This is a genomic window from Methylocystis sp. ATCC 49242 (assembly GCF_000188155.2).
Taxonomy (GTDB): domain Bacteria; phylum Pseudomonadota; class Alphaproteobacteria; order Rhizobiales; family Beijerinckiaceae; genus Methylocystis.
This window is the reverse complement of the sequence record NZ_KE124774.1, coordinates 2,019,067-2,043,555: the sequence shown is the minus strand read 5'-3', so window position 1 is coordinate 2,043,555 and position 24,489 is coordinate 2,019,067. Positions and strand designations below refer to the sequence as shown.

General features: G+C 63.0%; 22 protein-coding genes and 1 pseudogene. 11 read left to right on the top strand and 12 right to left on the bottom strand.

Annotation, left to right across the window (positions count from 1 at the left end):
* Positions 1-136 precede the first annotated feature (136 nt).
* A complete protein-coding gene (locus MET49242_RS25000) occupies positions 137-1,069 on the top strand; it encodes a hypothetical protein (RefSeq protein WP_144259598.1) in 933 nt (310 codons plus the stop codon).
* Positions 1,066-2,649, top strand: coding sequence for a DUF262 domain-containing protein (locus tag MET49242_RS12085; protein ID WP_084679035.1), 1,584 nt, complete (start codon positions 1,066-1,068; stop codon positions 2,647-2,649). Before MET49242_RS25000 ends, MET49242_RS12085 begins: the two co-directional genes overlap by 4 nt.
* Before the next feature lie 264 nt (positions 2,650-2,913).
* Here the strand turns inward: MET49242_RS12085 and rpsD are convergent, their stop codons facing one another.
* From rpsD to rpsA, 4 genes are all read right to left on the bottom strand, one after another.
* The gene (rpsD, locus tag MET49242_RS12080; protein WP_036283174.1) at positions 2,914-3,531 is read right to left on the bottom strand and encodes a 30S ribosomal protein S4; all 618 of its coding nucleotides are present in this window, start codon (positions 3,529-3,531) and stop codon (positions 2,914-2,916) included.
* A gap of 281 nt (positions 3,532-3,812) precedes the next feature.
* A complete protein-coding gene (locus MET49242_RS12075) occupies positions 3,813-4,139 on the bottom strand; it encodes a hypothetical protein (RefSeq protein ID WP_036287895.1) in 327 nt (108 codons plus the stop codon).
* A gap of 132 nt (positions 4,140-4,271) precedes the next feature.
* On the bottom strand, positions 4,272-5,192 hold the full coding sequence (locus MET49242_RS12070; RefSeq protein WP_144259597.1) for a hypothetical protein: 921 nt from the start codon (positions 5,190-5,192) through the stop codon (positions 4,272-4,274).
* Positions 5,193-5,399: 207 nt separating this feature from the next.
* A complete protein-coding gene (rpsA, locus tag MET49242_RS12065; protein ID WP_036283173.1) occupies positions 5,400-7,145 on the bottom strand; it encodes a 30S ribosomal protein S1 in 1,746 nt (581 codons plus the stop codon).
* Between the two features lie 446 nt (positions 7,146-7,591).
* Here rpsA and MET49242_RS12060 point away from each other — a divergent pair, with 446 nt between their 5' ends.
* The 4 genes from MET49242_RS12060 to MET49242_RS12045 all read left to right on the top strand — a co-directional run bounded on the left by MET49242_RS12060 (position 7,592) and on the right by MET49242_RS12045 (position 9,958).
* Positions 7,592-7,882, top strand: coding sequence for a hypothetical protein (locus MET49242_RS12060; protein ID WP_144259596.1), 291 nt, complete (start codon positions 7,592-7,594; stop codon positions 7,880-7,882).
* 74 nt (positions 7,883-7,956) lie between these two features.
* Positions 7,957-8,223, top strand: coding sequence for a hypothetical protein (locus MET49242_RS12055; protein ID WP_036283171.1), 267 nt, complete (start codon positions 7,957-7,959; stop codon positions 8,221-8,223).
* 92 nt (positions 8,224-8,315) lie between these two features.
* A complete protein-coding gene (locus tag MET49242_RS12050) occupies positions 8,316-9,161 on the top strand; it encodes a DUF692 domain-containing protein (protein WP_036283170.1) in 846 nt (281 codons plus the stop codon).
* The gene (locus MET49242_RS12045; protein ID WP_036283169.1) at positions 9,158-9,958 is read left to right on the top strand and encodes a DNA-binding domain-containing protein; all 801 of its coding nucleotides are present in this window, start codon (positions 9,158-9,160) and stop codon (positions 9,956-9,958) included. Before MET49242_RS12050 ends, MET49242_RS12045 begins: the two co-directional genes overlap by 4 nt.
* On the opposite strand, the gene MET49242_RS12040 is transcribed toward MET49242_RS12045, so the two are convergent.
* The 7 genes and pseudogenes from MET49242_RS12040 to MET49242_RS12015 all read right to left on the bottom strand — a co-directional run bounded on the left by MET49242_RS12040 (position 9,959) and on the right by MET49242_RS12015 (position 16,441).
* Positions 9,959-10,501, bottom strand: a complete 543-nt coding sequence (locus MET49242_RS12040; RefSeq protein WP_036283168.1) for a formaldehyde-activating enzyme — start codon at positions 10,499-10,501, stop codon at positions 9,959-9,961. It abuts the gene before it with no gap.
* 65 nt (positions 10,502-10,566) lie between these two features.
* Entirely contained in the window at positions 10,567-10,941 is a 375-nt protein-coding gene (locus MET49242_RS12035; RefSeq protein WP_036283167.1) for an SgcJ/EcaC family oxidoreductase, read from the bottom strand.
* Positions 10,928-12,073 carry a quinone-dependent dihydroorotate dehydrogenase gene (locus tag MET49242_RS12030; protein WP_036283166.1) on the bottom strand — a complete coding sequence of 382 codons (1,146 nt, stop codon included), beginning with the start codon at positions 12,071-12,073 and terminating at the stop codon, positions 10,928-10,930. Before MET49242_RS12030 ends, MET49242_RS12035 begins: the two co-directional genes overlap by 14 nt.
* The gene (locus MET49242_RS12025) at positions 12,070-12,489 is read right to left on the bottom strand and encodes a DUF952 domain-containing protein (protein ID WP_371212551.1); all 420 of its coding nucleotides are present in this window, start codon (positions 12,487-12,489) and stop codon (positions 12,070-12,072) included. The genes MET49242_RS12030 and MET49242_RS12025 overlap by 4 nt, the downstream gene beginning before the upstream one ends.
* Positions 12,487-12,693, bottom strand: a pseudogene (locus tag MET49242_RS26370) (phage baseplate assembly protein V); the annotation flags it as partial. The gene MET49242_RS12025 and the pseudogene MET49242_RS26370, both read right to left, overlap by 3 nt.
* 23 nt (positions 12,694-12,716) lie before the next feature.
* On the bottom strand, positions 12,717-14,918 hold the full coding sequence (gene mdoH / locus MET49242_RS12020; RefSeq protein ID WP_036283165.1) for a glucans biosynthesis glucosyltransferase MdoH: 2,202 nt from the start codon (positions 14,916-14,918) through the stop codon (positions 12,717-12,719).
* On the bottom strand, positions 14,906-16,441 hold the full coding sequence (locus MET49242_RS12015) for a glucan biosynthesis protein (RefSeq protein ID WP_036283164.1): 1,536 nt from the start codon (positions 16,439-16,441) through the stop codon (positions 14,906-14,908). Before MET49242_RS12015 ends, mdoH begins: the two co-directional genes overlap by 13 nt.
* Before the next feature lie 223 nt (positions 16,442-16,664).
* On the opposite strand from MET49242_RS12015, the gene glmU reads away from it, so the two are divergent.
* The 5 genes from glmU to MET49242_RS11990 all read left to right on the top strand — a co-directional run bounded on the left by glmU (position 16,665) and on the right by MET49242_RS11990 (position 23,315).
* Entirely contained in the window at positions 16,665-18,032 is a 1,368-nt protein-coding gene (gene glmU, locus MET49242_RS12010) for a bifunctional UDP-N-acetylglucosamine diphosphorylase/glucosamine-1-phosphate N-acetyltransferase GlmU (RefSeq protein ID WP_036283163.1), read from the top strand.
* 121 nt (positions 18,033-18,153) lie between these two features.
* Positions 18,154-19,983, top strand: coding sequence for a glutamine--fructose-6-phosphate transaminase (isomerizing) (gene glmS / locus MET49242_RS12005; RefSeq protein WP_036283162.1), 1,830 nt, complete (start codon positions 18,154-18,156; stop codon positions 19,981-19,983).
* 282 nt (positions 19,984-20,265) lie between these two features.
* Positions 20,266-21,618 (top strand): acyltransferase, encoded by a 1,353-nt coding sequence (locus MET49242_RS12000; protein WP_051134166.1) that lies wholly within the window; start codon positions 20,266-20,268, stop codon positions 21,616-21,618.
* A 142-nt stretch (positions 21,619-21,760) separates the two neighbouring features.
* The gene (locus tag MET49242_RS11995) at positions 21,761-22,585 is read left to right on the top strand and encodes an ABC transporter permease (protein WP_036283161.1); all 825 of its coding nucleotides are present in this window, start codon (positions 21,761-21,763) and stop codon (positions 22,583-22,585) included.
* Positions 22,575-23,315, top strand: coding sequence for an ABC transporter ATP-binding protein (locus tag MET49242_RS11990; protein WP_051134165.1), 741 nt, complete (start codon positions 22,575-22,577; stop codon positions 23,313-23,315). Before MET49242_RS11995 ends, MET49242_RS11990 begins: the two co-directional genes overlap by 11 nt.
* A 4-nt stretch (positions 23,316-23,319) precedes the next feature.
* Here the strand turns inward: MET49242_RS11990 and MET49242_RS11985 are convergent, their stop codons facing one another.
* Positions 23,320-24,486 carry an LptF/LptG family permease gene (locus tag MET49242_RS11985; RefSeq protein ID WP_036283160.1) on the bottom strand — a complete coding sequence of 389 codons (1,167 nt, stop codon included), beginning with the start codon at positions 24,484-24,486 and terminating at the stop codon, positions 23,320-23,322.
* Positions 24,487-24,489: the final 3 nt, after the last annotated feature.

The following is a 24,489-nucleotide window of genomic DNA, read 5'->3' as shown; positions in this document are numbered from 1 at the left end:
GGTTACAAGTCAGCATCACAGAATATGATTTTTGTGATGTTGCGCGGTGCTGAGCCCTCCAGCAGACGGCTGTGCTCGATTTGTGCGCACAGGCTCATGATTCTTGACGAGAATGATCAGACGAGAAGAATGCTGATTGATCGCGGGTGATTCAATGCTCTCGGAAGAAGCTTATTTTGCGCGGTATGGTGCACAGCTAGGATTTCCGAATCCGGCTATGTCGGGTGCCAAGACCTATGAGTTTAATATCGCGTCCGCACAGTCGAAGCTTCAAACCGGAGAGTTTATGAATGATTTGATACGCTACCTGAATGAGATAGCGGCCGAGTATGCAGGCGGCAGGCCGCACCTTTTATATTACCCGGTTAGTCCGTCCGACTTGTCTGTTTTTACGAAGCCATACCAAAGCCTTCTGAACAAGGTATATCGCATAAACTGCATTAACAATCGTAGGTTTCCAGATAGACCCGATAAAGGATTTGTCGATTATAGCAGCATGTACGAGCATGAAAACATGAATGATTTATTGCGAGCTAGACTTGTATGCAAATACATGGATGGACCAAAATTCGTTGCTAGTGCTCTTGCAAGTTTCTGTAAAGAAAGGTGTATTAAATCGAAATACTATTCAATGAATAATGATTTAGGATACTATGCATGGCACTTTTACTTCCGAATTCCGGTTGAGATCATGGTAAATGAAGGTGTTGAAGAAAAATGTATATGGTTTGAGCTCCAATTAACGACTCAGTTGTCGGAGCTCATCACCGGTTTGACTCACGGGTTGTATGAAGGGCGGCGTAGCACTCAGCCTTCAAACCACACCGATCAGAAATGGCGATGGGAGCCACGTTCCCAGCTATTCAGGTCAGCGTATCTTGGTCATACCCTTCATTTGCTTGAGGGGGTGATTCAGACCTTTCGTGATGAGGTGCTCGATCTTATGCCTGGAAAGGACATGGCTATTTCCGAGATGGAATCCGCTTCAGCGCCCATTTCTGGGAGTGCGCCGACTGTGAATGCAGAAGCAATGGCAGGACGAGATTCTCCGAGCGAGGCGGACTCATGATTAGCGCTCCTCAACCCGCGGTCGTGCATTTGTTCACGCTGTTCCGCCAGATCGGGGCGGGGGACTTGCGCATTCCTGCCTTCCAACGAGAATTTGTCTGGAAGGATAATCAGATCATTGACCTATTGAGTAGTGTTCGTGACCATTTTCCAATCGGAAGCATCCTTCTTTGGTATGTAGATCGAAAGATGATGGAGATTGCTAGTCACCAATTAACAGCGTTTCCTGATGTTCCAGAGTCTTACCCGACGAATTACATTCTGGATGGGATGCAGCGTTTATCAACGTTGTACGGGACTTTTCATTTCCAAGCGGGACAGTGCGAATCTTTTAATGTTTATTATGATCTGCGTGGGCGTCGGTTTATCCATCAACGTGACCTCGTAGCTGATGAGATTAATTCAGCAATTCCACTCTCAGCACTAATTTCGCCTCGATCATTACTTGAGCATCAGGCACGTCTTGCGAGAATGAACGACGGCGATGCGCTCTTAGACGAGCTGCTTCGCACTCAAGCAGCGTTTCAAGATTACATGGTTCCGGTCGTGAGAATTCAAGGTAATGATATTGATCGGATCGTTGGAATTTTCGAGCGAACAAATTCGACAGGAACACGTCTTGATACGATTGATTTCATGCGTGCGATAACATGGAATCAGTCGTTCGATCTCAATCATTATCTGGACCTAGTCCGCGAGCCTCTACAGGTGACCGGATTTGAACTATCTGATGAGACGATCATTAAATGTGTCGGTCTTCTCCTCGGGGTGTCGCCATCTGGTGAAGGTCTGTTGTCGCTTCGCAATCGAAGCCCGGGCGAATTGCGGGATGCGTTTCTGTCGTTTCCGGATAAATTCAACGCCGTCCGAGAGTTCCTTCGACAGGGATTCGGCATTCAAAATATTGCGTTTGTTCCATACGAAGGGCAGCTTTTAGTTTTATTCAAGACAATCGGGATGAGCGAGGCGAAATCACCTATTGAGTTGGATCAGATTAAACGCTGGTTCTGGGCAGTAGGATTTAACGAGAGCCTTCGAGGTAAGCCCGACCATTACGTAGTTCGTGCCGTATCGGATTGGCGTGCATTGATCAACGGGCAGATTCGTGGCCTTGAAACACGCTTGCGTTTGTCCAAGGACGACTTTTTCGAGCGTCGCCTGATACGTGGTAAGGCTCTTTCGGGGGCTTTTGCCGCGATGTTTGCGATTCACGAAGCTAAAAGCCTTATGACTGGCGAAAAAATAAACTCATCGGAGTTCATGGCTACCTCTGATTTGAGGGCCTTTGAGAGCATTCTAACCGGCAAAGAATTGAAGGAATCGGGTCTGGACGTGGGGCCCTCGCCGAGGATTTTCCCTAATGTGTTACTCAGAAGTTTGGCGGACTTGGATCATCCCGGACCAGTGGATTGGCGAAGCCACATTCTAAAGCTTGGAGAAGAGGGGCGTGTAGACGTTCTGATCTCACAGTTTATCGACAAAGACTCGATTGCTGCCTTAGATTCGGGTTCTTACGATGAGTTTCTTCGTCGTCGCGCTGAATTATTGCATGCTAAAGCGTACACGCTTGTAGGGGCTTAGGTGCCTTTCCCCTATAGATCTGAGTTCAGGAGTTTGGGGCACCGACCCTCTTCCCCCAACCTCCTGCTAATCGCCTGTGTAACGTCTGTGTAAACTCCCTCCCAAATCCACGCTCATCGCACGTTTAAAACTCACCAAACCAATTCAGTTCATGCTTTGTTCTGTGTAGTGCGTGTGTAAAAAAATAGGCGTCAACATCTAGTATGCTGACGCCTAAATCTTTGTTTTTGCTACTATATATTGTGTATTCGACGCTAAAAATCTTTAGCGCGAATAGAACTCGATCACGAGGTTCGGCTCCATCTGGACCGGGTAGGGAACTTCCGTCGCGTGCGGAACGCGCGTCAGCTTTGCGGTCATCTTGGAGTGGTCGACGTCGTAATATTCCGGCGTGTCGCGCTCCGCGAGAGCGACGGACTCGAGCACCGTCACCGCCTGCTTCGAGGCTTCCTTCACCTCGATCACATCGCCGACCTTCACGAGATAGGACGGGATGTTCACACGGCGGCCGTTGACGCGGATGTGACCGTGGTTAACGAACTGGCGCGCGGCGAAGACCGTCGGCACGAATTTGGCGCGATACACGACCGCGTCGAGACGGCGCTCCAGCAGGCCGATCAGATTGTCTCCCGAGTCGCCCTTCATGCGAATCGCTTCCGCGTAATATTTGCGGAACTGCTTCTCGGAGATATTGCCGTAATAGCCCTTCAGCTTCTGCTTCGCCTTCAGCTGCGTGCCGTAGTCGGAGAGCTTGCCCTTGCGGCGCTGGCCGTGCTGGCCGGGACCATATTCACGGCGGTTAACGGGGCTCTTCGGGCGGCCCCAGATGTTCTGGCCCAGTCGGCGGTCGAGCTTGTATTTGGCTTCTGCGCGCTTCGTCACTTTACTTTCGTCCTCTCATGGTCGCGTTGCGCGCGAGAGGCGAAAAGACGAAAATGCGCCGCGAGCCTATGCCCGGGGCGCTTCGCCGCAATCGCGTTTCCCGCACGCTCCCGGCGTCGCCGGGGTCCGGAACGCGCCCTCCTCTGCCGGATATCCGGCCGACAGGCGCTCGTCTTTTACTGAAGAGAGCAGCCACGGGTGCATGCCCGGCGCGGTCGGTGCCGCGTCAGGCTGAGGGGGAGCTACAGCAGCCCGTCCCCCGTGTCAAGAATAACCCGGTCTTACGGAAAAAGATCGAGCGTGAAGCCGTCGTCGTAAGGCACTTCATATTTGCGGGGCAGGGTCTCCTGCATGTACCAGCTGCGCTGATTGGCCTCGATCGGATCCTGATTGTTGAAAGTCTGCTGCACCATGTAGCGGTTCGTGCTGCCTGTCGGAACCTTGGTGCCCGGGTCGAGGAAGCTGCGGCGCTCGACCTCGATGGGGCCGCGGCTCTGCGAGACGGAATAGCCGGGCTGGCGATTGCGCGATTTGGCGAGCGCGTCGCCGCCCGCCGCCAGCGCGATCAGGCAAGCAAGTCCCGCCGAAATAACCGAAGCTTTGCGCATCTCCATCCCCATCAAGTTGAACCGGTTACGATCATAATAGCGGATCGTTTCGCAAAAGCGACAAGACTTGATCCGCGATCCGGCTTTTTCCCGTTAGAGTGAATGGCGGTCGCGCCTCCGCCATCCATCGCGTCAGCGGGCGGCCTGGGTCTTGTGAACGACCGGCTTGGCCCTGGCGGCCCGTTTCGCAGGCGGCTTGCGGGCGGGAATGCTCGCTGTCACGTCGTCACGCGAGACATTGGCGCAGCCCTTGCCGCGCGCCGCCTCGGCGTTGAGGAAGAACTCGTTGAGCGCCTTGTTGTCGCCGGGCGCGACATATTCCAGCCGGTCGAGCATGCAGCCCAGCGAGGCGCGCTCGATCGGCAGGGTTGCCGCGCCGCAGGCGAGACCGGCGATCTCGAGCGGCAGCTTGCCGTCGACGAGACGCGTGGCAAGGCAGGAGCGCTCGCTCGCCGCGACCCCTTCGCTCGCGGGTTGGGTCAGGCGGATGTCGGCGGTCTCGAAGGCGCCGAAGCGCGTGGTCAGCGCCGTCGGCTGGCCGATCTTCGCGACATTGAGGCCAAGCTGCGCGGCGTGACGGGTCATGTCGAGGAAGAAGTCGGGATTGGTGTCCCTGGCGGTCAGATTCTGGTGAATGTCGATCCGCAGCAAGGGCGCGCCCATCGCGAACTGGCCCATGGTCAGGCTGTCGACGCGGCCGCCGCCCTCTTCGGACTCGCGCACCGAGATGACCTTCTTCTCACGCTCGAATTCCGGCGCGTTGAGGTCGAAGGCGCTGAAGGGCGTCGCCCTGGCGTCGCCGGCCTGGTCCGGGCCGGCGGCGGCGATCTTGTTGGCGATCTTGGCGGCGGGCGCCGCCGCGGCTGGGGGAGCGTCCGCATTGGCGACAGACTGGGGGTCGGCCGCATGGCGGGTCAGGATCACGGCCGCGGCGAGAATGAGCGAGGCGCCCGCGCCCATGCCGAAAGCGGCAAGCGCGCCGAGCGGTCGGGCGCGTAGCGGGCCCATGTAAGGACTGGCGACATATTCATGATCAAAAGAGTTCGCACTCATGACGCAACTCCAGGGGCTCGCGTTCGGCAAGCATTAACGATGCGCCGATCTTGCCCTGCGCGGCCAAAACTAGGGTTAACGCCGATAAAACAGGTTGCGTTATGGTGAATGAAAGGTTGACGCGGGTTCGGCGGCGCCGAACCAAAAGAAAAAGCCCGCGACGTTTGCGCGCCGCGGGCCTTTGATCTTTTTTTTTGCGGGGAAGGATTACTCGTCCTTCTTGCCCTTCTTTGCTTCGCCCTCGCGGGCCTTCAGCGCCGCGCCGAGGATGTCGCCGAGCGACGCGCCGGAATCGGCGGATCCGTATTGCGCGATGGCCTCCTTCTCCTCGGCGACCTCGAGCGCCTTGATGGAGACGGCGACCTTGCGCGCCTTGCGGTCGAACAGGGTCACGCGGGCGTCGACCTTCTCGCCGACGGCGAAGCGCTCGGGGCGCTGGTCGGCGCGGTCGCGGGCGAGCTCGCTGCGCTTGATGAAGGTCGTGAGATCGGTGCCGGCGATCTTGACGTCGATGCCGGAGTCCTTGACCTCGACCACCTCGCAGGTGACCACGGCGCCCTTGCGGACGTCGCCGCCTTCCTCCCCGCCGCCGACCGAGGCGAAGGGATCGCCCGCAAGCTGCTTCACGCCGAGCGAGATGCGCTCCTTCTCGACGTCCACGTCGAGAACCTGAGCGTTGATCACGTCACCCTTCTTGTATTCCTCGATCACCTGCTCGCCCGGACGGTTCCAGTCGAGATCGGAGAGATGGACCATGCCGTCCACGTCGCCGTCGAGGCCGATGAACAGGCCGAACTCGGTCTTGTTCTTGACTTCGCCGGAGACGGTCGAGCCGATCGGATGCTTCTCCGCGAAGGCCTCCCACGGATTTTGCAGGGTCTGCTTGAGGCCCAGCGAGATGCGGCGCTTGACCGGATCGACTTCGAGAACCTGAACGTCGACTTCCTGGCTCGTCGAAACGATCTTGCCGGGGTGGACGTTCTTCTTGGTCCAGCTCATCTCGGAGACGTGGACGAGGCCCTCGATGCCCGGCTCCAGCTCCACGAAGGCGCCGTAGTCGGTGATGTTGGTCACGCGGCCATGGAACTTCGCGCCGATCGGATACTTGGCCTCGATGCCCTGCCACGGATCCTCGAGCAGCTGCTTCATGCCGAGCGAGATGCGGTGCGTCTCGTGATTGATCTTGATGATCTTCACCTTGACGGTCTGACCGATGGTCAGCACCTCGGACGGATGATTGACGCGGCGCCAGGCGATGTCGGTGACATGCAGCAGGCCGTCGATGCCGCCCAGATCCACGAAGGCGCCGTAGTCCGTGATGTTCTTCACGACGCCGTCGATCACCTGACCTTCTTCGAGGTTCGCCACGATCTCGTGACGCTGCTCGGCGCGGCTCTCCTCCAGCACAGTGCGGCGGGAGACGACGATGTTGCCGCGGCGGCGGTCCATCTTGAGAATGTGGAACGGCTGCGGCACGTTCATCAACGGCGCGACGTCGCGGATCGGGCGGATGTCCACCTGCGAGCGCGGCAGGAAGGCCACGGCGCCGTCGAGGTCGACGGTGAAGCCGCCCTTGACCTGGTTGAAGATGACGCCGTCGACCTTCTCATTGGTCTCGAACGCCTTTTCGAGCTTGACCCAGCTCTCCTCGCGGCGCGCCTTGTCGCGCGAGATGACGGCTTCGCCCAGCGCGTTCTCGACGCGCTCGAGATAGACCTCGACCTCGTCGCCGACATTCGGAGCGGGATCGCGGCCGTAGCCGGTGAATTCCTTGATGGCGACGCGGCCCTCGGTCTTCAGACCGATGTCGATGACGGCGACGTCCTTCTCGATGGCGACGACGCGGCCCTTGATGACGGACCCTTCGAAAGCCTCGTTATTGCCGTAGCTTTCGTCGAGCAGGGCGGCAAAATCTTCGCGCGTGGGGGCGCGCTGAGTCGTTGCGGATGACATTGTTTCTCCTGAGGAGCCCTTTGCGGGCGGGCGCCGGCTATGGGTTGGCGTTACGGATCGGCTTTCGATAGTCGGAGGTCCCTGCGCGTGCGCGCGAAAGACGAAAGGTTCATGACTGAACTGGCCGGCGCGGCCCGACGATCGAACACCAGTTTACGCCGGACGAGACTCGTCCGACGATGCGCTGCTATCTAACAGCGGGGCGGTGTCCCGGCAAGCCTAGCCGCCCGGGTTTCGATGGTGCGGCGCATTGCCAAATTCGCTGCGTTGCAGCAATCTGACGCTGTGGAGAATCACGGTCGGCGTTATCCATGTCCTTGATTGTTGGGGGTCTGACCGAAAACGCGCTGGCGGAATGGCGATCGGATGGTAAGCTTGACCATTGTGGCGTGGTCTTTGCTTCGCGCGACGTCGAAGCGCCGCGCTCTTTTTCAGGAGTTTTGTTCATGAAGACAAAGACCTTCCAGGGAGCCGCCATCGCTGCTGCCGCCATGGCTCTCGCGCTCGCTGGCGCAGCTCCGGCCGCCGCCAAAGGCAAGAAGCATCATCGCGGCGCGGCCTCGTCCGAGAAAATGGCCTGCAGCGCGAAAGCCGGGTGCCCGGCGAAGGGCAAGGCCGAGGGAGCCGCTGCTCCGGCGACCAACGAGGCCGCGCCCGCCAACGCCGCCCCCGGCGCTCCGGCTTCAGGCGCGGCGCCGGCGAGCGCCGCTCCCTCCGCGGCGCCGATGAACCGATAGTCATCCGCGTCGCCAGCGGCGTCCGGTTTGCACGACCTTTCGCTCCCGTCGGGGGCTTTACTGAGGAGAACCATATGAAGACGAAAGTCGTTTCAGGCGCGGCTCTGGCCGCGGCCGCAGTCGCGCTCGCGCTGAGCGGAGCCGCCGTCACGCCGGCATACGCCAAGGGCCACACCTGCAACATGGCCAAGGGCCAGTGCGGCGGCAAGATGAAGTGCATGACGAAGACCGGCGTGTGCAAGCATCACATGAGCCATCACAAGGGCAATTGCCATCACAAGCACGGCTGTCATCACACGAAGGCCGGCTGCCATCACAAGAGCCATTGCAAGAGCAAGTAAGTTGCGTAATTTGGGGCGGCCGCTCGCGGCCGTCCCAGTCTTTGATTATGTCCCGCCGAGCTGAAGCGCGGCCTTGAGAAGAGATATGCGCGATGAATAAGCCCGCGCCGCTCGGATACGGCCTCGGCCTGCGGCCCGTCTATTACGATGAGATTCTCTCGACCAATCCGCCGGTCGACTGGTTTGAAATCATCTCCGAAAATTACATGCTCGCGGGCGGTCGGCCGCTCGCCATGCTGGACCGCGTGCGCGCCAACTATCCGATCGTCATGCACGGCGTGTCGATGTCGCTGGCCTCCTGCGACCCGCTCGATTTCGACTATCTCAAGCAGCTGAAGGCGCTCGCCGAGCGGGTTGAGCCGGCCTGGATCTCCGACCACGTCGCCTGGACGGGCGTGCATGGCGTGACGCTGCACGACCTCCTGCCCATCCCCTACACGCGCGAGTCGCTCGACCATATCGTCGATCGCATCCGGCGCGTTCAGGATTTCCTCGGACGTCAACTCGTCGTCGAAAACGCCTCGACCTACGTCTCTTTCGTCGCCTCCGAGATGAGCGAGCAAGATTTCGTTCGCGAGATGGCGGAGCGGGCCGATTGCCTGTTGCTGCTCGACGTCAACAATGTCTTCGTGTCGAGCTTCAATCACGGCTTTGATCCGATCCCCTTTATCGACGCCATCCCTGTCGAGCGCGTCGTGCAGTTTCATATGGCCGGTCACACCAACAACGAGACGCATCGCGTGGACACGCATGATCAGCCCGTCTGCGAGGAAGTCTGGGCGCTCTACGAACATGCTCGCCGCCGCTTTGGAAATGTTTCGGCGATGATCGAGCGCGACGACAATTTCCCGCCCTTCTCCGAACTGCTCGACGAGCTTCAGCACATGCGCGACATCGACGCGCGCATCGCCGCCGACGGCGCGCTGAACGCCGCATGAAGCTCGCCGACTTTCAGGCGCTGTTCCAGGGCCGCATACTGGAAGGGGCAGGGGAGGGCGACAAGCCCCTGCTGTCGGCGCTGCGCCCCTCGCAACGCGGCGCGGAGCGCGAGACGCTGCTCGGCGTTTATCAGCATGGCTATCGCGCGCGGCTTGCGGATTTTCTCGGCGAAGACCACCCCGGCCTGCGCGCGCTCCTCGGCGATGAGGCCTTCGACGCGCTCGTCGAGGATTATATCGCCGCAACTCCGCCGCGGAACCGCAATGCGCGCTGGTACACGACCGGCCTGCCGGATTTCATGCGCGAAAGCCCGCGCTGGCGCGACGACCGGCGCGCCGTCTCGATGGCGCTGTTCGAGCGTGCGATGGTGGACGCCTTCGACGCCGCCGACGCCGAGCCGCTGACGATCGAGGCGCTGGCTCAATTTGCGCCGGAAGACTGGCCGCGCCTCGTCTTCGGCTTCCATCCGAGTCTCATCGTTCTGGAGCTCGCCGCAGGCACGCTCGAAGCCTATGACCCGTCGCCGGACGACGAAGGCGCGCAGGCGCCGGAAGCGGATGGCGTCGAGGCCGTCGCGGTGTGGCGCGTCAATGAAGAATCCGCCTTCCGTGGGCTGGAGCCAGACGAATTTGTCGCATTGAGCGAGGCGCGGGCCGGTCGCGCCTTCGGCGATATATGCCAGATGGCGGCTTTCCAGCAGTCCGGCGAGATCGAGCCGGAGCGGCTCGCGCAGTTTCTCGCCAGCTGGTTCGAGGACGGGATGGTGATTTCCGCCCGCCCTCGACAGGAGGACTGATTACTCGTCGAACACGCCTTCCAGCGCGTAGTGGGAAACCGTCGTGCGGTTGGCGATGAGCTGGTCGGCCGTCGGCTCGCCCTTCATCGCGCGCGAGATCGCGAGCTTCGTCGCCTCGTAATTGGTGCGGTAGAGGTCTCTCTTGTCGAGATTCTCATCCGTCGCGCAGCGCGGGTCGAGCCAGACCATGATGATCATGCACAGCTCGTTGACCTGCGCCTTGGGGATGATCCCTTCCGCCACACAGTCGACGATGGCGTCGCCCGTCGCCGCCTGCACGATTCCGCCGAGCAGCTCGACATAGGCTTCCGACTTCACCGTCATCTTGGTGGTCATCATGGTCGCCGGGCGCACCTGCTGATTGAGGTCGCGGATGACGAACATGCGCGGATGGCCCGCCACCTGTCCGGTCATCGAGGCCAGCGCATGGCCGACCGGGCCCTTCACATTGCCGATCAGCACTTCCGGCATTGCGTCGGTATATTGCCCGTCAGCCGCCAGAACCGTCGCTTCGCCCGTCGCCAGCCAGATTTGTTCGCTCATGATTGTCCCTCTTCGTTGGATGCGCGCTCGATAGCATCGCGCGCGGTCATATGAAAGGCGGGGCGTCAGACGAGCATGTTGGCGTCGCGGGAGAGCACCCAGCGGCCGTCTTCGGTCCTGCGCAGGATCGTCAGCGTATGGCCGGCGCGCCGGATCGGCTTTGCGCCGGGCGGCGCGACGGTTAGTTCGAGACGGTTACGCATGATCGCCCAGTCGCCGAGGATTTTGATTTCCTGAATGTCGCTCGCCATGTCGATCTTCATGTTCTTCATCTGCGCGGCGGCGGCCTTGAAGGCCTGCGCGCCGAAAGGCTCCGCGCCGGGCGACATGAAGACCGCATCTTCGTCCATCAGCCGCAGGATCGCGTCGACGTCGCCGCTTCTGCTCGCGGCGAACCATTCATCCACGAAGGCGCGGATCGCCTTTTCATCGTCGGTCATATGTCTTCCCCTGCGCGATTTCTCTCGCCCGGCGTCCCACGAGCGTGGAAAGCGCGACGTCTTCGCGCTGAAGCGCCTCCACGAGCCCGCGCTTGATGCGCGTCACGAGGCCGGGACCCTCGTAGACGAGCGCGGAATAAAGCTGCACGAGCGTCGCCCCTGCTTCGATCTTGGCGAGGGCCGCCTCAGCGCTATCGACGCCGCCCGCGCCAATGAGCGGAAACTGTCCTTCGACGCGCAAACAGGTTTGCGCGAGCATGCGGGTTGAAAGCAGGAAGAGCGGTTTGCCTGAAAGGCCGCCGGTTTCCTTGGATAGCGGCGAGCGCAGCGTATCGGGGCGCGAGATCGTCGTGTTGGAGACGATCATGCCGTCGACGCCCCTGTCGCGCGCGACGCGGACAATGCCGTCGAGCTGGTCGAGAGCCAGATCCGGAGCGATTTTCAAGAGCACGGGCCGCCGCGTCGGCAAAGCGTCGCGAGCGTCGATGACGCGTGCAAGCAAGTCGGCGAGCGCCGCCGGCTCCTGCAGATCGCGAAGGCCGGGCGTGTTCGGCGAGCTGACGTTGATTGTGAAATAATCCGCCGCGTCGGCGAATGCCGCGACGCCCGCGACATAATCCGCCGCGCGATCTTCCGAGTCCTTGTTGGCGCCGACGTTCACCCCGACGACGCCAGCGCCGTCATGCGCGCCGCGAAAAGGTCCGGCGCCGTAATGGCGCCGCTCCTTTGTCTCGCCCAATCGGGCGAGGCGGCGCGTCAACCGATCCAGCGCCGGCGCATGGCCGTCGTTGTTGAAGCCGTATCTGTTGATGACCGCTCGGTCCGCGACGAGACGAAAGGCGCGCGGGCGCGGGTTGCCCGGCTGCGGGCGCGGCGTCAGCGTGCCGACCTCCACGAAGCCGAAGCCGAAACCCAGCATGGCGTCGGCGACTTCCGCATTCTTGTCGAAGCCCGCAGCGAGGCCGACCGGATTGGGAAAATCGAGGCCGAAGGCGGAGACGGCGAGACGCGGATCGTCCTTCTCGGGCGTGCGCCTCGGCAGGAATTTCAGCGCGGCGATCGTCACGCGATGCGCATCCTCGGCGTCGAGCAGACGCAACAATGGAAGCAGGAGGCCGAAAGCGTCGATCATGCGAGAAGCCCTGAAAAATCATGGCGCCCGTCCGGGCCGAGCCGCAACGGGTCGACGCGCGCGACGGCGTCGAGGGAGAGCGGCGCGTAGAGATGGGGAAACAGCGCGCCGCCGCGCGAGACCTCCCATTTCAGCGCATCGCCGAGCCTGTGGGCGTCGATGGAAACGAGGAGAAGGTCCGTCTGTCCGGCGAAATGTTTCGCCGCCGTTTCTTCAACCTGTTCTACGCTCGAAAAATGGATGAAGCCGTCGGTGACGTCTATCGCCGCGCCGAGGAAGACGCCCGCGGCCTCGGCGGCGCGCCATTCGCACGCGGAGACGATCTTGTAAATGCGTTTCATGCTGCCAACGGCTGCGTCGGACCGCGCGGCGTCGTGAGACGCCGGCGGAGCGCCTTCCTTCCAGAGAACGCCGATGACGAAAGGCAGACTTGCGTCTCCGGCTTCGAATGCGATCAGCACTTCATCGCCGATTGCGGGCGCGGTCGCTATCTCATTTGCGCCCACGGCCGTCGCCAGACGCGCCCAAAACATTTCCGGCCCGAACAGGTTCGGCGCGACGACCTTCACGCGGCCCCGGCTTACCGGGTCCTGCGATTCCGCGACGCGGGCGCGATACACCCCGTAGAAGCGGGCGTCCGAATTCACTCCGCCGCCCGCGCGGTTTCCGCCTGCTTGTCAGCCTTGCGCGGCAGGCGCGCGATCATGCCGATCAAAGCGCGGTCGGAGAGCGCGACCAGACGCTCGCCCCGATTGAGCCACGCCACTGCATCTTCGATCGTCTCTGCGTCGGCGATCTTCGCCTCCGCCACTGCGCGGTCGGCGGTCACGACGCCGCGCTGGCGCGGCTTGCGCATCGGCAGCCAGGCTTCGTGCAGCGCGCGAAGCTCGGGGTCGGCGTGGATCGCGACGATTCCGTTGACTTCGTCCTCGTCCGCGCGGGCCAGCGCCTTGGAGAGCGCCTTGCCGCGCTTGGCGACGGGCGGGGTCGTCGTTTCCTCGGGCGTCGTCAGCACGCCGGCGCGGCGGAAGACGAGGCCGAGCCAGCGCTGGCTCGTCAGCCAGGAAATCGGAATCGCCAGGATGAGGCCGGCGATCGTCGGCGACATCCAGGCGACGAGCGAGGGGGAGATCAACAGGCCGGCGATGAGGCTCAGCGCGCCGAGCGCCACATGCGAGCGATGGCGCTTCACGATATCGATGAAAGGCACCGATCCGTCGTCGCGCCGCTGCGGGTCCCAGCCGGTGTCGAATCCGAAGACGATATGAACGACATGGCCCGTCTGGATCAGCATCATGATCGGCGCGAGCAGGGCCGAGAGCACCACCTCGAACAGGGTCGAGATCGACAGCATGATGACGCCGCCGGAGCCCCTGCGCGTCTCCGGCTCGTAGATCGCGACGAGCAGGCCAAAGAGTTTCGGCGCCAGCAGAATGCCCATGGTGAGCGCGAAGAGCTCGAGCGAACGCTCCGCGTCGAATCGCGGGAAGGTCGGGAACAGCGCGAATTCGCTGGTGAAATATTCCGGGCGGAAATAGCTCGCCTGAAAGACGATCACGATGCCGATGAGGAGCTGCAGCAGCCACAGCGGCGAGGTCAGATAGCCGAAGATGCCGGTGAGGAAATGCTGTCGCGACGCCCAGTGCAGGCCGCGCGTGAAGAGAACGCGCGAATGCTGGAGATTGCCCTGGCACCAGCGCCGATCACGGATCGACAGGTCGATGAGCGAGGGCGGGCTTTCCTCATAAGAGCCGCCGAGCGTCGGCATCATGTAGACCGCATAGCCGGCGCGGCGGATCAGCGCCGCCTCGACGAAGTCGTGGGAAAGGATATGTCCGCCCCACGGCGGGCGGCCGCGCAGGTCGGGCAGGCCGCAGTGGCGCGCGAAGGCCTCCGTGCGGATGATGGCGTTGTGGCCCCAGTAGTTGCCGTCGCGGCCCATCCATGCGGAAAGGCCCATGGCGATCACGGGGCCATAGATGCGCGCCGCGAACTGCTGCACGCGGGCGAAGAGCGTGTTGCGGTTGATGATGAGCGGCAGCGTCTGGATGATGCCCGAGTCCGGGTCCGACTCCATTGCGGCGGCCAGTTTCACAATCGTCGGGCCGGTCATCAGGCTATCGGCGTCGAGCACGACCATATGGGCGTAGGCGCCGCCCCATCGCGTGACGAAATCCTCGATGTTGCCGGCCTTGCGGCCGACATTCTTCTCGCGGCGGCGGTAGAAGACGCGCGCCTGCGGCCCCAGCCGGCGGCGGATGCCGATGAAGGCGCGTTCTTCGGCGATCCATACGTCCGGATTGGTGGTGTCGGAGAGAAAGAACCAGTCGAAATGATCGCCCAGCCCCGTCGCCTGCACGTCCTCGTAGATCGTCTGAAGCGCGGCGAAGACCCGGCTCGGCGCTTCATTGTAGATCGGCATGACGACGGCGGTCTTCTCGTTGAGCGCCGTCGGCAGGCTGACGGGGGGACGTCTACGCAGCAATATCACGAAGCCGACGATGCTGCTCGTGAAGCTCAGCGCGATCCATGAGAAGTTGAGAACGAAGAGCCCGAGCAGCGCCCATTTCAGGGTCGTGACGCCGCCGACGTCGATGACCTTGTACATCTCGTGGCCGCCATAGGCGGTCAGCGCAAGGCCGCCGCCGAAAGCAACGAGACGCGCCAGCCACGGCGTATGCCACAGCCAGGGCGCGGCGGGCCTGCGTATCTGGCGCGCATCGAATTTGAAGAGATTCTGCGCCGGCATCGAAAGCCGGTTCTCGACCGGAGTCGGCGGCGCGGCGTCGGCGAAGGGGGCCGCCGGCGCGGGAGCTTCGGCTGGCGAGCTATTCAAAGAGTCCATCTATAAAGCCAGGTTTCGCTGATCGGCTCCTCGCCCGCTTTCAGGACAAGGCGCAATTCGCAGAAATTTTCGCCGGCGGGATCGACGTCGAAGGAGACCCGGCACGTTTTCGCCGACGGGTTGAGAAACGTGCGGATGTTGGTCGCCGATCCCGGCGAGGTGGTCAGGGCGGCGGTGAGCCGCTCCGTCTTTTTCGGATCGGCCAGCACATCGCCTGAAAAAACGACAAGAAAACGGCGGAGCTTGCCGCCCGGGGCGCGGCCGGAACGCGCTTGCGTCGCCGCCGCCATCGGCGGGCTGATCGGCGGCTCCCAGCACCAGAACTGCCGATAGGCGAATGTCGCGGCCGCCCCGCCGAAAAGCGACGCCTTGGGACGCCAGTAGGCGACGATATTCTCGTTGTTCTCGGATTCGGACGGGATTTCGACGAGCTGCATGGCCCCCTCGCCCCATTCGCCGAGCGGCTCGATCCACAGCGAGGGGCGCCGCTCCCAATGCTGGTCGTCGTCCTGATAATCGTTGATGTCGCGGCTTCTCACCAGCGCCCCGAATCCTTTCGGATTGGCGTCGACGAAGGAGGAAAACTGCAGGCTCTCGCGGTTGGAGACCGGACGCCAGAGCCATTCGTTCTTGCCGGTGAGCATCTGCAGACCGTTCGTCGCGGCCACCATCGGGCGCAGATCGTCGGCGCGGCGCCTGTCGAGGGGCGTGTAGAGAGAGGCTGCGGCAAATCCCGCGAGCCCGTAATGATCGACGTTCGTGCGCGGAAACAGCGTCAGCTCGGTGTCGATGATGGTCGCTTCGGCCGGCCGCACGGTGAAGCGATAGGCGCCCGCGACGCTGGGGGAGTCGAGCAGGGCGTGAATGACGAGCGCATTGTCGCCCGGCGCCGGCTTCTCGATCCAGAAACTGCGAAAAGCGGGGAACTCCTCGCCATGCGGGTCGGCGGTGCGGATCGAGAGTCCGCGCGCCGTCACTCCGAGGTTCTGGCCATTGGCGACGGCTCGATAAAAGCTCGCCCCCTGAAAGATGGCGAGCTCCGCTTCCGCGCCGCCATCCCGCCCATGAAGCGCCCGAAAACCGGAAAATCCGAGATCCGGCAGTTTTTCCGGGACTTTCAGGCCGCCATAATCGAAGCGCGACTGGTCGTAGGCGAGACGGCTCGCGGCCCCGTTCTCGACGATGAAAATATCGACGGCGGCGGTGAATATATGCCCGCGATGCAGCGGCTCGATCGAAAAGCCCCTGTTTTCGCCGGCCCAGACGGCGGCTCCGGGCTTTGTCCTTATGCCGACGAACTGCTCGTAGCTCAGGCTCTCGAACGGTTCCCGCAAATCGGTCGGCGGCGCCACATAGGGCTTTGCGGCGAGCGCATGCGCCAGATCGACCACCATGTCGCGGGAGAAGGGCGCCGGGGGCGGGGGTGACGGCGGCGTAGCTCCCTGCGCGCGAGCCTGCGCCGACGCGACGCCTGCGGCGATCGCGCCGAAGGCCGCCTTCAAAACTTCTCTGCGTTCGAACATGAGCAACCGGGAGCGTGGAAGAAAGCGGTCAATGAGGATCGCGCGTCGCTCATCTATACAAGAAAATGAGGGAGCAAAACGGTTTTCTTGGGACTTTTGCCGCAGGCGCCGCCGGTTCCGACGCTCTCGCGAAAACTTGCTCTCCACGGCCCGAATCTGCGAAGTAGCCGGAGGACGGCGCCCGTCGCCGAGCTCCAGTTGAAGAAAATGCGATGAAGCTTCGATGATTGAGGCGATAAAGAGCCGAAAAGCGCTCGCGATCGTCCTCGCCGCCGGCGAGGGGACGCGGATGAAGTCCGACATTCCGAAGGTGCTGCACGAGGTCGCCGGCCGCTCCATGCTGGCCCATGTGCTCGCCGCCGTCGGCGGGGCGCAGGTCGGGAACGTCGCCGTCGTCGTCGGGCCGGGGCGCGACGACGTGCGCGCCGAGGCCGAGCGCCTCGTCCCCGGGGCGCAGACCTTCGTGCAGGCCGAACGGCTCGGCACGGCCCACGCCGTTCTCGCCGCGCGCGCCGCCATCGCCGGGGGATGCGACGATCTTCTCGTGCTCTTCGGCGACACGCCGCTCGTCACGAGGGAGACGATCATCGCCCTGCGCGCCGCCCTCGCGGCGGGAGCTGGCGTCGCCGTCCTCGGTTTCGAGGCCGCCGATCCTTTCGGCTACGGACGGCTGATTCGGGATGACGCGGGCCGCCTCATGGCGATCCGCGAGCAGAAGGACGCGAGCGACGCCGAACGCGCGATAAGTCTCTGCAACGCCGGGCTCATGGCGATCGACGGCGCCTGCGCGCTGGGCTTCCTCGAAAAGATCGGCAACAGCAACGCGAATGGCGAATATTATCTGACCGACGTCGTCGAACTCGCCCGCGCGGAAGGTCGTGAGGCGCGCATCGTCGTCGCCGACGAGTCCGAAGTGCTCGGCGTGAACGACCGCATCCAGCTCGCCCGGGCCGAGGCGATCGCACAGACGCGCCTGCGCCGCGCCGCCATGGCCGCCGGCGCCACCATGATCGCGCCGGAAACCGTTTTTCTCTCGGCCGATACGCGCTTCGGCCGCGACGTGCTGATCGAGCCCAATGTCGTCATCGGTCCCGGAGTCGAAATCGCCGACCGCGCCGTCATCCATTCATTCTCCCATCTCGAGGGCGCGAAGGTTGGGCCCGGCGCGACGATCGGTCCCTTCGCGCGGCTGCGGCCGGGAACGGCGCTGGCGGAGAACGCCAAGGTCGGCAATTTCGTCGAGATCAAGAACGCGACGGTCGCCAGGGGCGCCAAGGTCAATCATCTGACCTATATCGGCGACGCCGACATCGGCGCGAACGCCAATATCGGCGCGGGCACGATCACCTGCAATTACGACGGCTTCTTCAAATACCGCACCCAGATAGGCGAAAACGCCTTCATCGGCTCCAACTCTGCGCTCGTCGCGCCGGTGAAGGTCGGCGCGGGCGCCTATGTCGGCTCCGGCTCCGTCGTCACCAAGGACGTCTCCGCCGACGCGCTCGCCGTCGCCCGCGGCCGCCAGATGGAGAAAGCCGGCTGGGCCGCGGCGTTCCGCGCCGCGCAGGCGGAGCGGAAGGAAAAGAAGTAATCGGCCGCTCCGCCCTGCGAAAAGGATTGAGCGGGCTGTCGCCCTTAACCCTGATCGTCGTCTGATCCGGGCGCCGGGCCGCGCTGGCGGCGCTCTTGCTATAACCGCTTCGGAGGTCGTCATGTGCGGCATTGTGGGAATCCTCGGCAAGGGTCCGGTTGCGGGCCAGCTCGTCGAAGCGCTCAAGCGCCTCGAATATCGCGGCTATGATTCGGCGGGAATCGCCACGCTGGAGAACGGGCGGCTGACGCGTTTGCGCGCCAGCGGCAAGCTGAAGAACCTCGAGGAAAAACTCGCGGGCGAGCCGCTGACCGGCGCGATCGGCATCGGCCACACCCGCTGGGCGACGCATGGCCGGCCGACCGAGAACAACGCCCACCCTCACGCCAGCAGCCATGTCGCCGTGGCGCACAATGGCATTATCGAGAATTTCCGCGAGCTGCGCGAGGAGCTGACGGCCAAGGGCCATGTCTTCGCCTCCGAAACGGATTCCGAGGTCGTCGCGCATCTCGTCGCCGAGAGCATGGCCGGCGGCGCGACCCCGGAGGCCGCCGTCGCCGTGGCGCTCAAGCGTCTCAAGGGCGCCTTCGCGCTGGCATTTCTGTTCGAGGGCGAGACCGATCTCCTCATCGGCGCGAGGCGCGGCTCCCCGCTCGCCGTCGGTTTCAGCGACGAAGGGGTGTATCTCGGCTCGGACGCGCTGGCGCTCGCTCCCTTCGCCACCTCGATCGCCTATCTCGACGAGGGAGACTGGGTGACGCTGCGCCGCGCCGGCGCCGAGTTTCACGACGCGACGGACGCCGTCGTGGAGCGCCGCCGCCAGCCGCTTCAGGCGGGCTCCTTCCTGGTGGACAAGGGCAATTTCCGCCACTTCATGGCCAAGGAAATCCACGAGCAGCCGGAGGTCGTCGGCCGCACTCTGGCGCATTATCTCGATCTCTCCGAGGGCGTGGTGCGGCTGCCCTTCGAACTCGGCTTCGATCCCCAAAGCCTCACCCGCGTCACGATCTCCGCCTGTGGCACGGCCTATTACTCGGGCCTCGTCGCGCGCTACTGGCTGGAGCGTTTCGCCCGGCTCTCCGTCGAAATCGACATTGCGTCGGAGTTTCGCTACCGCGATCCGCCGCTGCCGGAGAACGGGCTGATGATCGTGGTCTCGCAGTCGGGCGAGACCGCCGACACGCTCGCCGCGCTGCGTTATGCGCGCGAGCATGGCCAGCACATCCTCTCCATCGTCAATGTCGAGACCTCGACCATCGCCCGCGAGAGCGACACGGTCGCCAAGACCCTCGCCGGGCCGGAAATCGGCGTCGCCTCGACGAAGGCCTTCACCTGCCAGCTCGCCGTGTTCGCCTGCCTGGCGCTGGCGCTCGGCCGCGCCCGGGGCGTGCTCACCCGTGAACGCGAGCGCGAGCTCGTCGCCGAACTCATCGCCACGCCCGGCCAGATGGCCGACGTTCTGAAGCATGAGGCGAGGATCGAACCCGTCGCCCGAGATGTGGCGCGCGCCTCCAGCGTGCTTTATCTGGGCCGCGGGCCGTCCTTCCCGCTGGCGATGGAGGGCGCGCTCAAGCTCAAGGAATTGTCCTATATCCACGCCGAGGGCTATGCGGCGGGCGAGCTCAAGCACGGCCCTATCGCGCTCATCGATTACGCCATGCCGGTAATCGTTCTCGCCCCGCCGGACGCGAGCCTGGAAAAGACCGTCTCCAATCTTCAGGAAGTGGCGGCGCGCGGCGGCCATCTGATTCTCATCGGGTCGCCGCACGCGCGCAGGGAGGCGGCCGCCGAACTCGCCGGCTTCATTGAGCTTCCGGAAGCCGTGTCAGGCCCCTTCGCGGCCATCGTCTACGCCGCGCCGGTGCAGCTGCTCGCCTATCATGTCGCTGTTTTCATGGGCAAAGACGTGGATCAGCCACGCAATCTCGCCAAGAGCGTGACCGTGGAATAGCCCGGCTTTCGTGTTTTGCGGAAAGGCTGCGCTTGCATTTCAGCGGTTGGGACCATGCGCCCCGACCGATTCCACATATTGTGACTAACTCGCCACAGTCGCTGCGGAATTTTTGGTTTGTCGTCACCAAATGCGTGCAACAGGGCGCGCGTCTGTTAAGAATTGAAACAATTCACAGCCGCAACTGAGACCTGACCGATGATCTCAGACCGCATCTTTTCATCGCCATCGAGAACATCGTGGCAGTTTTCGCCTCAGGTTCAAACAAGAGCTGATGCGGCTGTGCCTGAGCAATTGTCGCAACTGCTTTACCTTGCGCGCTGGGCGGGCACGTTGCTTGTTCTCTCTGTTCACGGCTCAGCATTATTCCTGAATTTCAACCGCCTCGACCCGAATGACGAGTCCGCCTTCGTGGCGGCCTGGCGTTTCCTCGTCAGTTACGAGTTCGCGCGGCAGGGAGTGATCGGCTTTTTCGTGATGTCCGGCTTTCTCGTTGGCGGCGCGGCGATTGCGCGGCTGCGGGAGGACAAGCCGTTTCTTCTCGATTATTGCATTCACCGTTTCGCGCGCATCTATCTGGTGCTGATCCCGGCGATCGTGCTGACCTTCGTTCTCGACACGACCGGCCGCTCCATTTTCCCTGTCGAATTCGGCGCCTATGGCGTCTCCTATTTCGAGGGGCATTACGACCTGCGTCTGATGCTGGCGGACTTTGTGAATTTGCAGGGGATCATCACGAAATTCTACGGCACGAACGGACCCTTGTGGTCCATCGCCTATGAATTCTGGTACTATATTTTCTTCCCTCTGCTCCTGCTCCCCTTCGGGCGCGCCTATTCGCCGGGAACGCGGAAAATCGTGGCCGCCGTCATATTCGCCGTCTGCATTGCGGTGACGATCAGGCAGATCTGGTTCGCGTTCGGCTTCCTGGTCTGGGGCCTTGGCGCAGCGCTCACGCTCGCGCGGCGGCCGCTGATGCGCTCTCCCGCGCGGGCCCTCGTCCTGACCGCAACTGTCATCGTCGCGCTGCGCGTGATTTTCACCGGCGCGATGATGCGGGACTATCCGGCGCTTCTCTGCATTCCCGACGCCATCACGGCCGCCGCCTTCGCCAATCTGATCCTCACGATGCGTTTTTCGACGCTCCAGGACTGGCGTGTTCTCGACTGGTCCGGCCACAAGCGGCTCGCCGATTTCTCTTTCACGCTTTATGCGATCCACAATCCGACCATCGTGTTTCTCCGCGCGGCGGCCTCGCAGTTTCTCGGTCTGGAATGGGCTCAAAGCACGGCGGGAGCCGAGCAGTGGGAGGTTCTCGCCGTCTCGGCCGGCGTGACCGTGGCCTTCGCCTATGCGCTGTCGCGCGTGACGGAGGCGAAGGTCGGCGTCGCGCGCCGCCGGCTGCGCCAGTTCGTCGACCGCGCCGAATCACGTCTGGCGGATCAGCCGCTCGCCGGACTGATGCGGGCGCCTCTGGCGCGCCGGGCCATTTCGCGTCGCGTGGGGCTATGGAAGGCGGGCGGCCGCTTCGAAAAGCCCCGCGCGCCGGGCGTGGCGGCGGCTCAATCCGCGCAGGGATGCGGAGAATACGGCGAAGCGGGCGACGGCAAAATCGCGGCGGCTGGAAGGGGGTAAGGCCATCGCCCCGCCGGAGCCGGCGGACTGTCGCGCCCCGGAGGGGGCGCAGACGCGCCATTGACAGTGGGCGGGCCGAACTGGTCTATGCGGTGGCGGTCGCGCCCCGGGCGCCCCTCTCAGCGAAAGGACGTTTCGCCTGTTGCTCGCCTCGATCCCTCCCGCCTATGTCGCCCCCTTCGAGCGGGCGTGGCGTCACCGGGAGCTCATCCGCGCCGTTGTGCGGCGCGAGTTCATTTCGCGCTTCCGCGGCTCGCTTCTCGGGCCGGCGTGGGCGGTGATCTCGCCGCTCGTGATGCTGCTGACCTATACGGCGCTGTTCTCGATCACCGTGCCCCAGCTCTCCGCCGGCATGAGCGTGACCGATTACGCCAGCGGCATCTTCATCGGGCTGATCGTCTTCAATCTGTTCAGCGAACTCGCCTATCGCGCGCCGATCCTGCTCCACGAGCATGTCAATTTCGTCAAGCGCTCGATCTTTCCGAGCGAAACCATCGCCTGGACGGCGACGATTCGCGCCTTCACCTACGCCGGCGTCGCTTTCGCTGTCTACATCGTCTTCCGGCTCATCGTGGCGGGGACGATCCCCCTGACGATCGTGCTGTCGCCGCTGCTGATCGCGCCCTTTGCGCTCTTCATTCTCGGCGTCGTCTGGTTCCTGATGGCGCTCGGGGCCTTCACGCGCGACGTCGCGCACATCATGGCCTCGATCGTGCCGGTGCTGATGTTCGCGACGCCGATCTTCTACCGGCTCGACCAGATTGCGCAGATGTCGCCCACGACGGCGATCTGGCTGCGGCTCAACATCGTCGGCGACTACATCGAGATGCTGCGCGACGTGGCGCTCGACGGCTCCATTCCGAACGTCTTCGGCTATCTCGCCGTCGTCGCCGTCTCCTATGCGGTCTTCCTCGGCGGCTACCAGTTCTTCATGCGCTACAAATCGGTCATCGTCGATGTCATCTGAGCCCTCCATCCGCTGCGCGGGCGTCGGCAAGGCGTTTCAGCTCTATGCGCATCAGAACGACCAGTTGAAGCAGGTCCTGTTCGGATTGTGGAAGAAATTCTACAAGGAGAAGTGGGTCCTGCACGACGTGACCTTCACGGTCAACAAGGGCGAGCGCGTCGGCATCGTCGGACGCAACGGCGCCGGCAAGACCACGCTGCTGCAGATTCTCTGCGGCATTACCCTGCCGACGAAGGGCGAGTTCAAGGTCCAGGGCCGCATCGCGCCGATCCTGGCGCTGGGCTCCGGCTTCGACGTGCTGCTGACGGGGCGTGAGAACGCCCGCATCGGCGCGGCGATTCTCGGCCTCTCGCGCAAGGAGGTCGACGCGCGCATCGACGACATCGCCGCCTTCGCCGACATCGGCCCCTTCTTCGACCAGCCGATGCGCACCTATTCGATGGGCATGATCGCGCGCGTGGCCTTCGCGATCTGCGCTCATGCGGACGCCGACGTGCTGATCGTCGACGAGGCGCTCTCGGTGGGCGACGAAATATTCCAGCGCAAATGCGAGAAATACATCGCGGATTTCGGCCGGAACGGCACGATCCTGATGGTCTCGCACGATCTCAATTTCCTGCAGACGCTGTGCAACCGCGTGCTGTGGCTGGAGAACGGCGTCATTCGTGAGGTCGGCGACCCCGCGCAGGTGATCGCCGACTATCGCAAGGCGATGGGGACGGGAGCCTGACGGCTCAGGCGAGCGGGCTTGCGTAACCGTCGCTCTGCGGCGCGCCATATTCCGCGGAGAGCCGGGCCGGCGCCGCGCTGCGATTGAGCCGCGCGATCAGCCATACGGAAACGCCGACTTCGGCGAGCGCTAGCCCTGCCAGCAGCAGGAAAAAGAACCCGCTGATGCGCAGGAGGGATTCCAGCCCCACCAGAAAAGCGATATGCGCCGCCGGAATTGCGATGATGATGAGACTGCCTCCGGCGCCGCGCCGGCCGGTGATGTTGCCGAAACTGAGCACGAGCGCCATGGCCAGAAGCGTATGCGCCAGCGCCAGCGCCGGCACGCCGAAACGCTTGGCCGCCTCCGCCCGCCATTCGCCGAGCTGGCGCGGATCGCCTTTCGCGCTTTCGTAATTGGCGAGGAAGGCGCCGGCCGACAATTCATAGACGCCGCGCCAGCCGCGGTCCGGCAGGCCTCCGCTGCCCTGCATCGGCAGGGCCATGGCGTATTCGTCGAAATTGGCGATGCGAACGTCGCCGGACGACAGCGAGCGGGTCTGGATGCTGCCGTTCGACAGCGCGACGATGACGCCTGATTCATTGCGGCGGAACTCGGCGCGCGCCGCGGTGATCGTCTCTTCCTGCATTTTCTCGATCGAGAGCTGGCGCACGAAGAGATTGGCGGCGAGATCGGGCGTGACCCAGCGCTCGATGTAGAGCGTCTTCACGCCATTGTCGAAAGTGTAGAAATGCGCCGCGTCCAGCATGCGGTGGTTGAGCGAATTGCGCACGACGTTGAGCACGTCCTGCATGTTGGTCGCATAATGCGGCGCGATGAAATTGGCGAGCGCATAGCCCAGCACGACGATTCCCGCCGCGAGGGTCAGCGCCGGCCGGCAGATCGACCATGCCGAAAGGCGCAGCGCGTAGAGCACGGCGATCATGCCTTCGCTCGCCATGCGGGAGAATTCGAGCGCCGTCGCGACGCCGACCGCCATCGGCAGCGTGACATAGGCCACGGTCGGCGTGATGCCGACGAGCGCGGGAATCACCAAGCCGCCGCGCACCGCCGCCGGCGGCAATTGATAAAGCAGGTAGGAAAGGACGACGGGAACCGACAGCGCGAGCTGCACGATCAGCACGCCGAATCCGACGCGCTTGAAGAGGTAGGAAAAAAGCAGCCGCGGCATGGC

What these genes read in the sequence shown, in the direction of transcription:
- MET49242_RS12085 (WP_084679035.1), top strand. Translation starts at nt 1,066, where the DNA reads ATGATTAGCGCTCCTCAACCCGCGGTCGTGCATTTGTTCACGCTGTTC.
- MET49242_RS12075 (WP_036287895.1), bottom strand. Translation starts at nt 4,139, where the DNA reads ATGCGCAAAGCTTCGGTTATTTCGGCGGGACTTGCTTGCCTGATCGCG.
- MET49242_RS12070 (WP_144259597.1), bottom strand. Translation starts at nt 5,192, where the DNA reads ATGAGTGCGAACTCTTTTGATCATGAATATGTCGCCAGTCCTTACATG.
- rpsA (WP_036283173.1), bottom strand. Translation starts at nt 7,145, where the DNA reads ATGTCATCCGCAACGACTCAGCGCGCCCCCACGCGCGAAGATTTTGCC.
- MET49242_RS12060 (WP_144259596.1), top strand. Translation starts at nt 7,592, where the DNA reads ATGAAGACAAAGACCTTCCAGGGAGCCGCCATCGCTGCTGCCGCCATG.
- MET49242_RS12055 (WP_036283171.1), top strand. Translation starts at nt 7,957, where the DNA reads ATGAAGACGAAAGTCGTTTCAGGCGCGGCTCTGGCCGCGGCCGCAGTC.
- MET49242_RS12050 (WP_036283170.1), top strand. Translation starts at nt 8,316, where the DNA reads ATGAATAAGCCCGCGCCGCTCGGATACGGCCTCGGCCTGCGGCCCGTC.
- MET49242_RS12045 (WP_036283169.1), top strand. Translation starts at nt 9,158, where the DNA reads ATGAAGCTCGCCGACTTTCAGGCGCTGTTCCAGGGCCGCATACTGGAA.
- MET49242_RS12040 (WP_036283168.1), bottom strand. Translation starts at nt 10,501, where the DNA reads ATGAGCGAACAAATCTGGCTGGCGACGGGCGAAGCGACGGTTCTGGCG.
- MET49242_RS12035 (WP_036283167.1), bottom strand. Translation starts at nt 10,941, where the DNA reads ATGACCGACGATGAAAAGGCGATCCGCGCCTTCGTGGATGAATGGTTC.
- MET49242_RS12030 (WP_036283166.1), bottom strand. Translation starts at nt 12,073, where the DNA reads ATGATCGACGCTTTCGGCCTCCTGCTTCCATTGTTGCGTCTGCTCGAC.
- mdoH (WP_036283165.1), bottom strand. Translation starts at nt 14,918, where the DNA reads ATGGACTCTTTGAATAGCTCGCCAGCCGAAGCTCCCGCGCCGGCGGCC.
- MET49242_RS12015 (WP_036283164.1), bottom strand. Translation starts at nt 16,441, where the DNA reads ATGTTCGAACGCAGAGAAGTTTTGAAGGCGGCCTTCGGCGCGATCGCC.
- glmU (WP_036283163.1), top strand. Translation starts at nt 16,665, where the DNA reads ATGATTGAGGCGATAAAGAGCCGAAAAGCGCTCGCGATCGTCCTCGCC.
- glmS (WP_036283162.1), top strand. Translation starts at nt 18,154, where the DNA reads ATGTGCGGCATTGTGGGAATCCTCGGCAAGGGTCCGGTTGCGGGCCAG.
- MET49242_RS11990 (WP_051134165.1), top strand. Translation starts at nt 22,575, where the DNA reads ATGTCATCTGAGCCCTCCATCCGCTGCGCGGGCGTCGGCAAGGCGTTT.
- MET49242_RS11985 (WP_036283160.1), bottom strand. Translation starts at nt 24,486, where the DNA reads ATGCCGCGGCTGCTTTTTTCCTACCTCTTCAAGCGCGTCGGATTCGGC.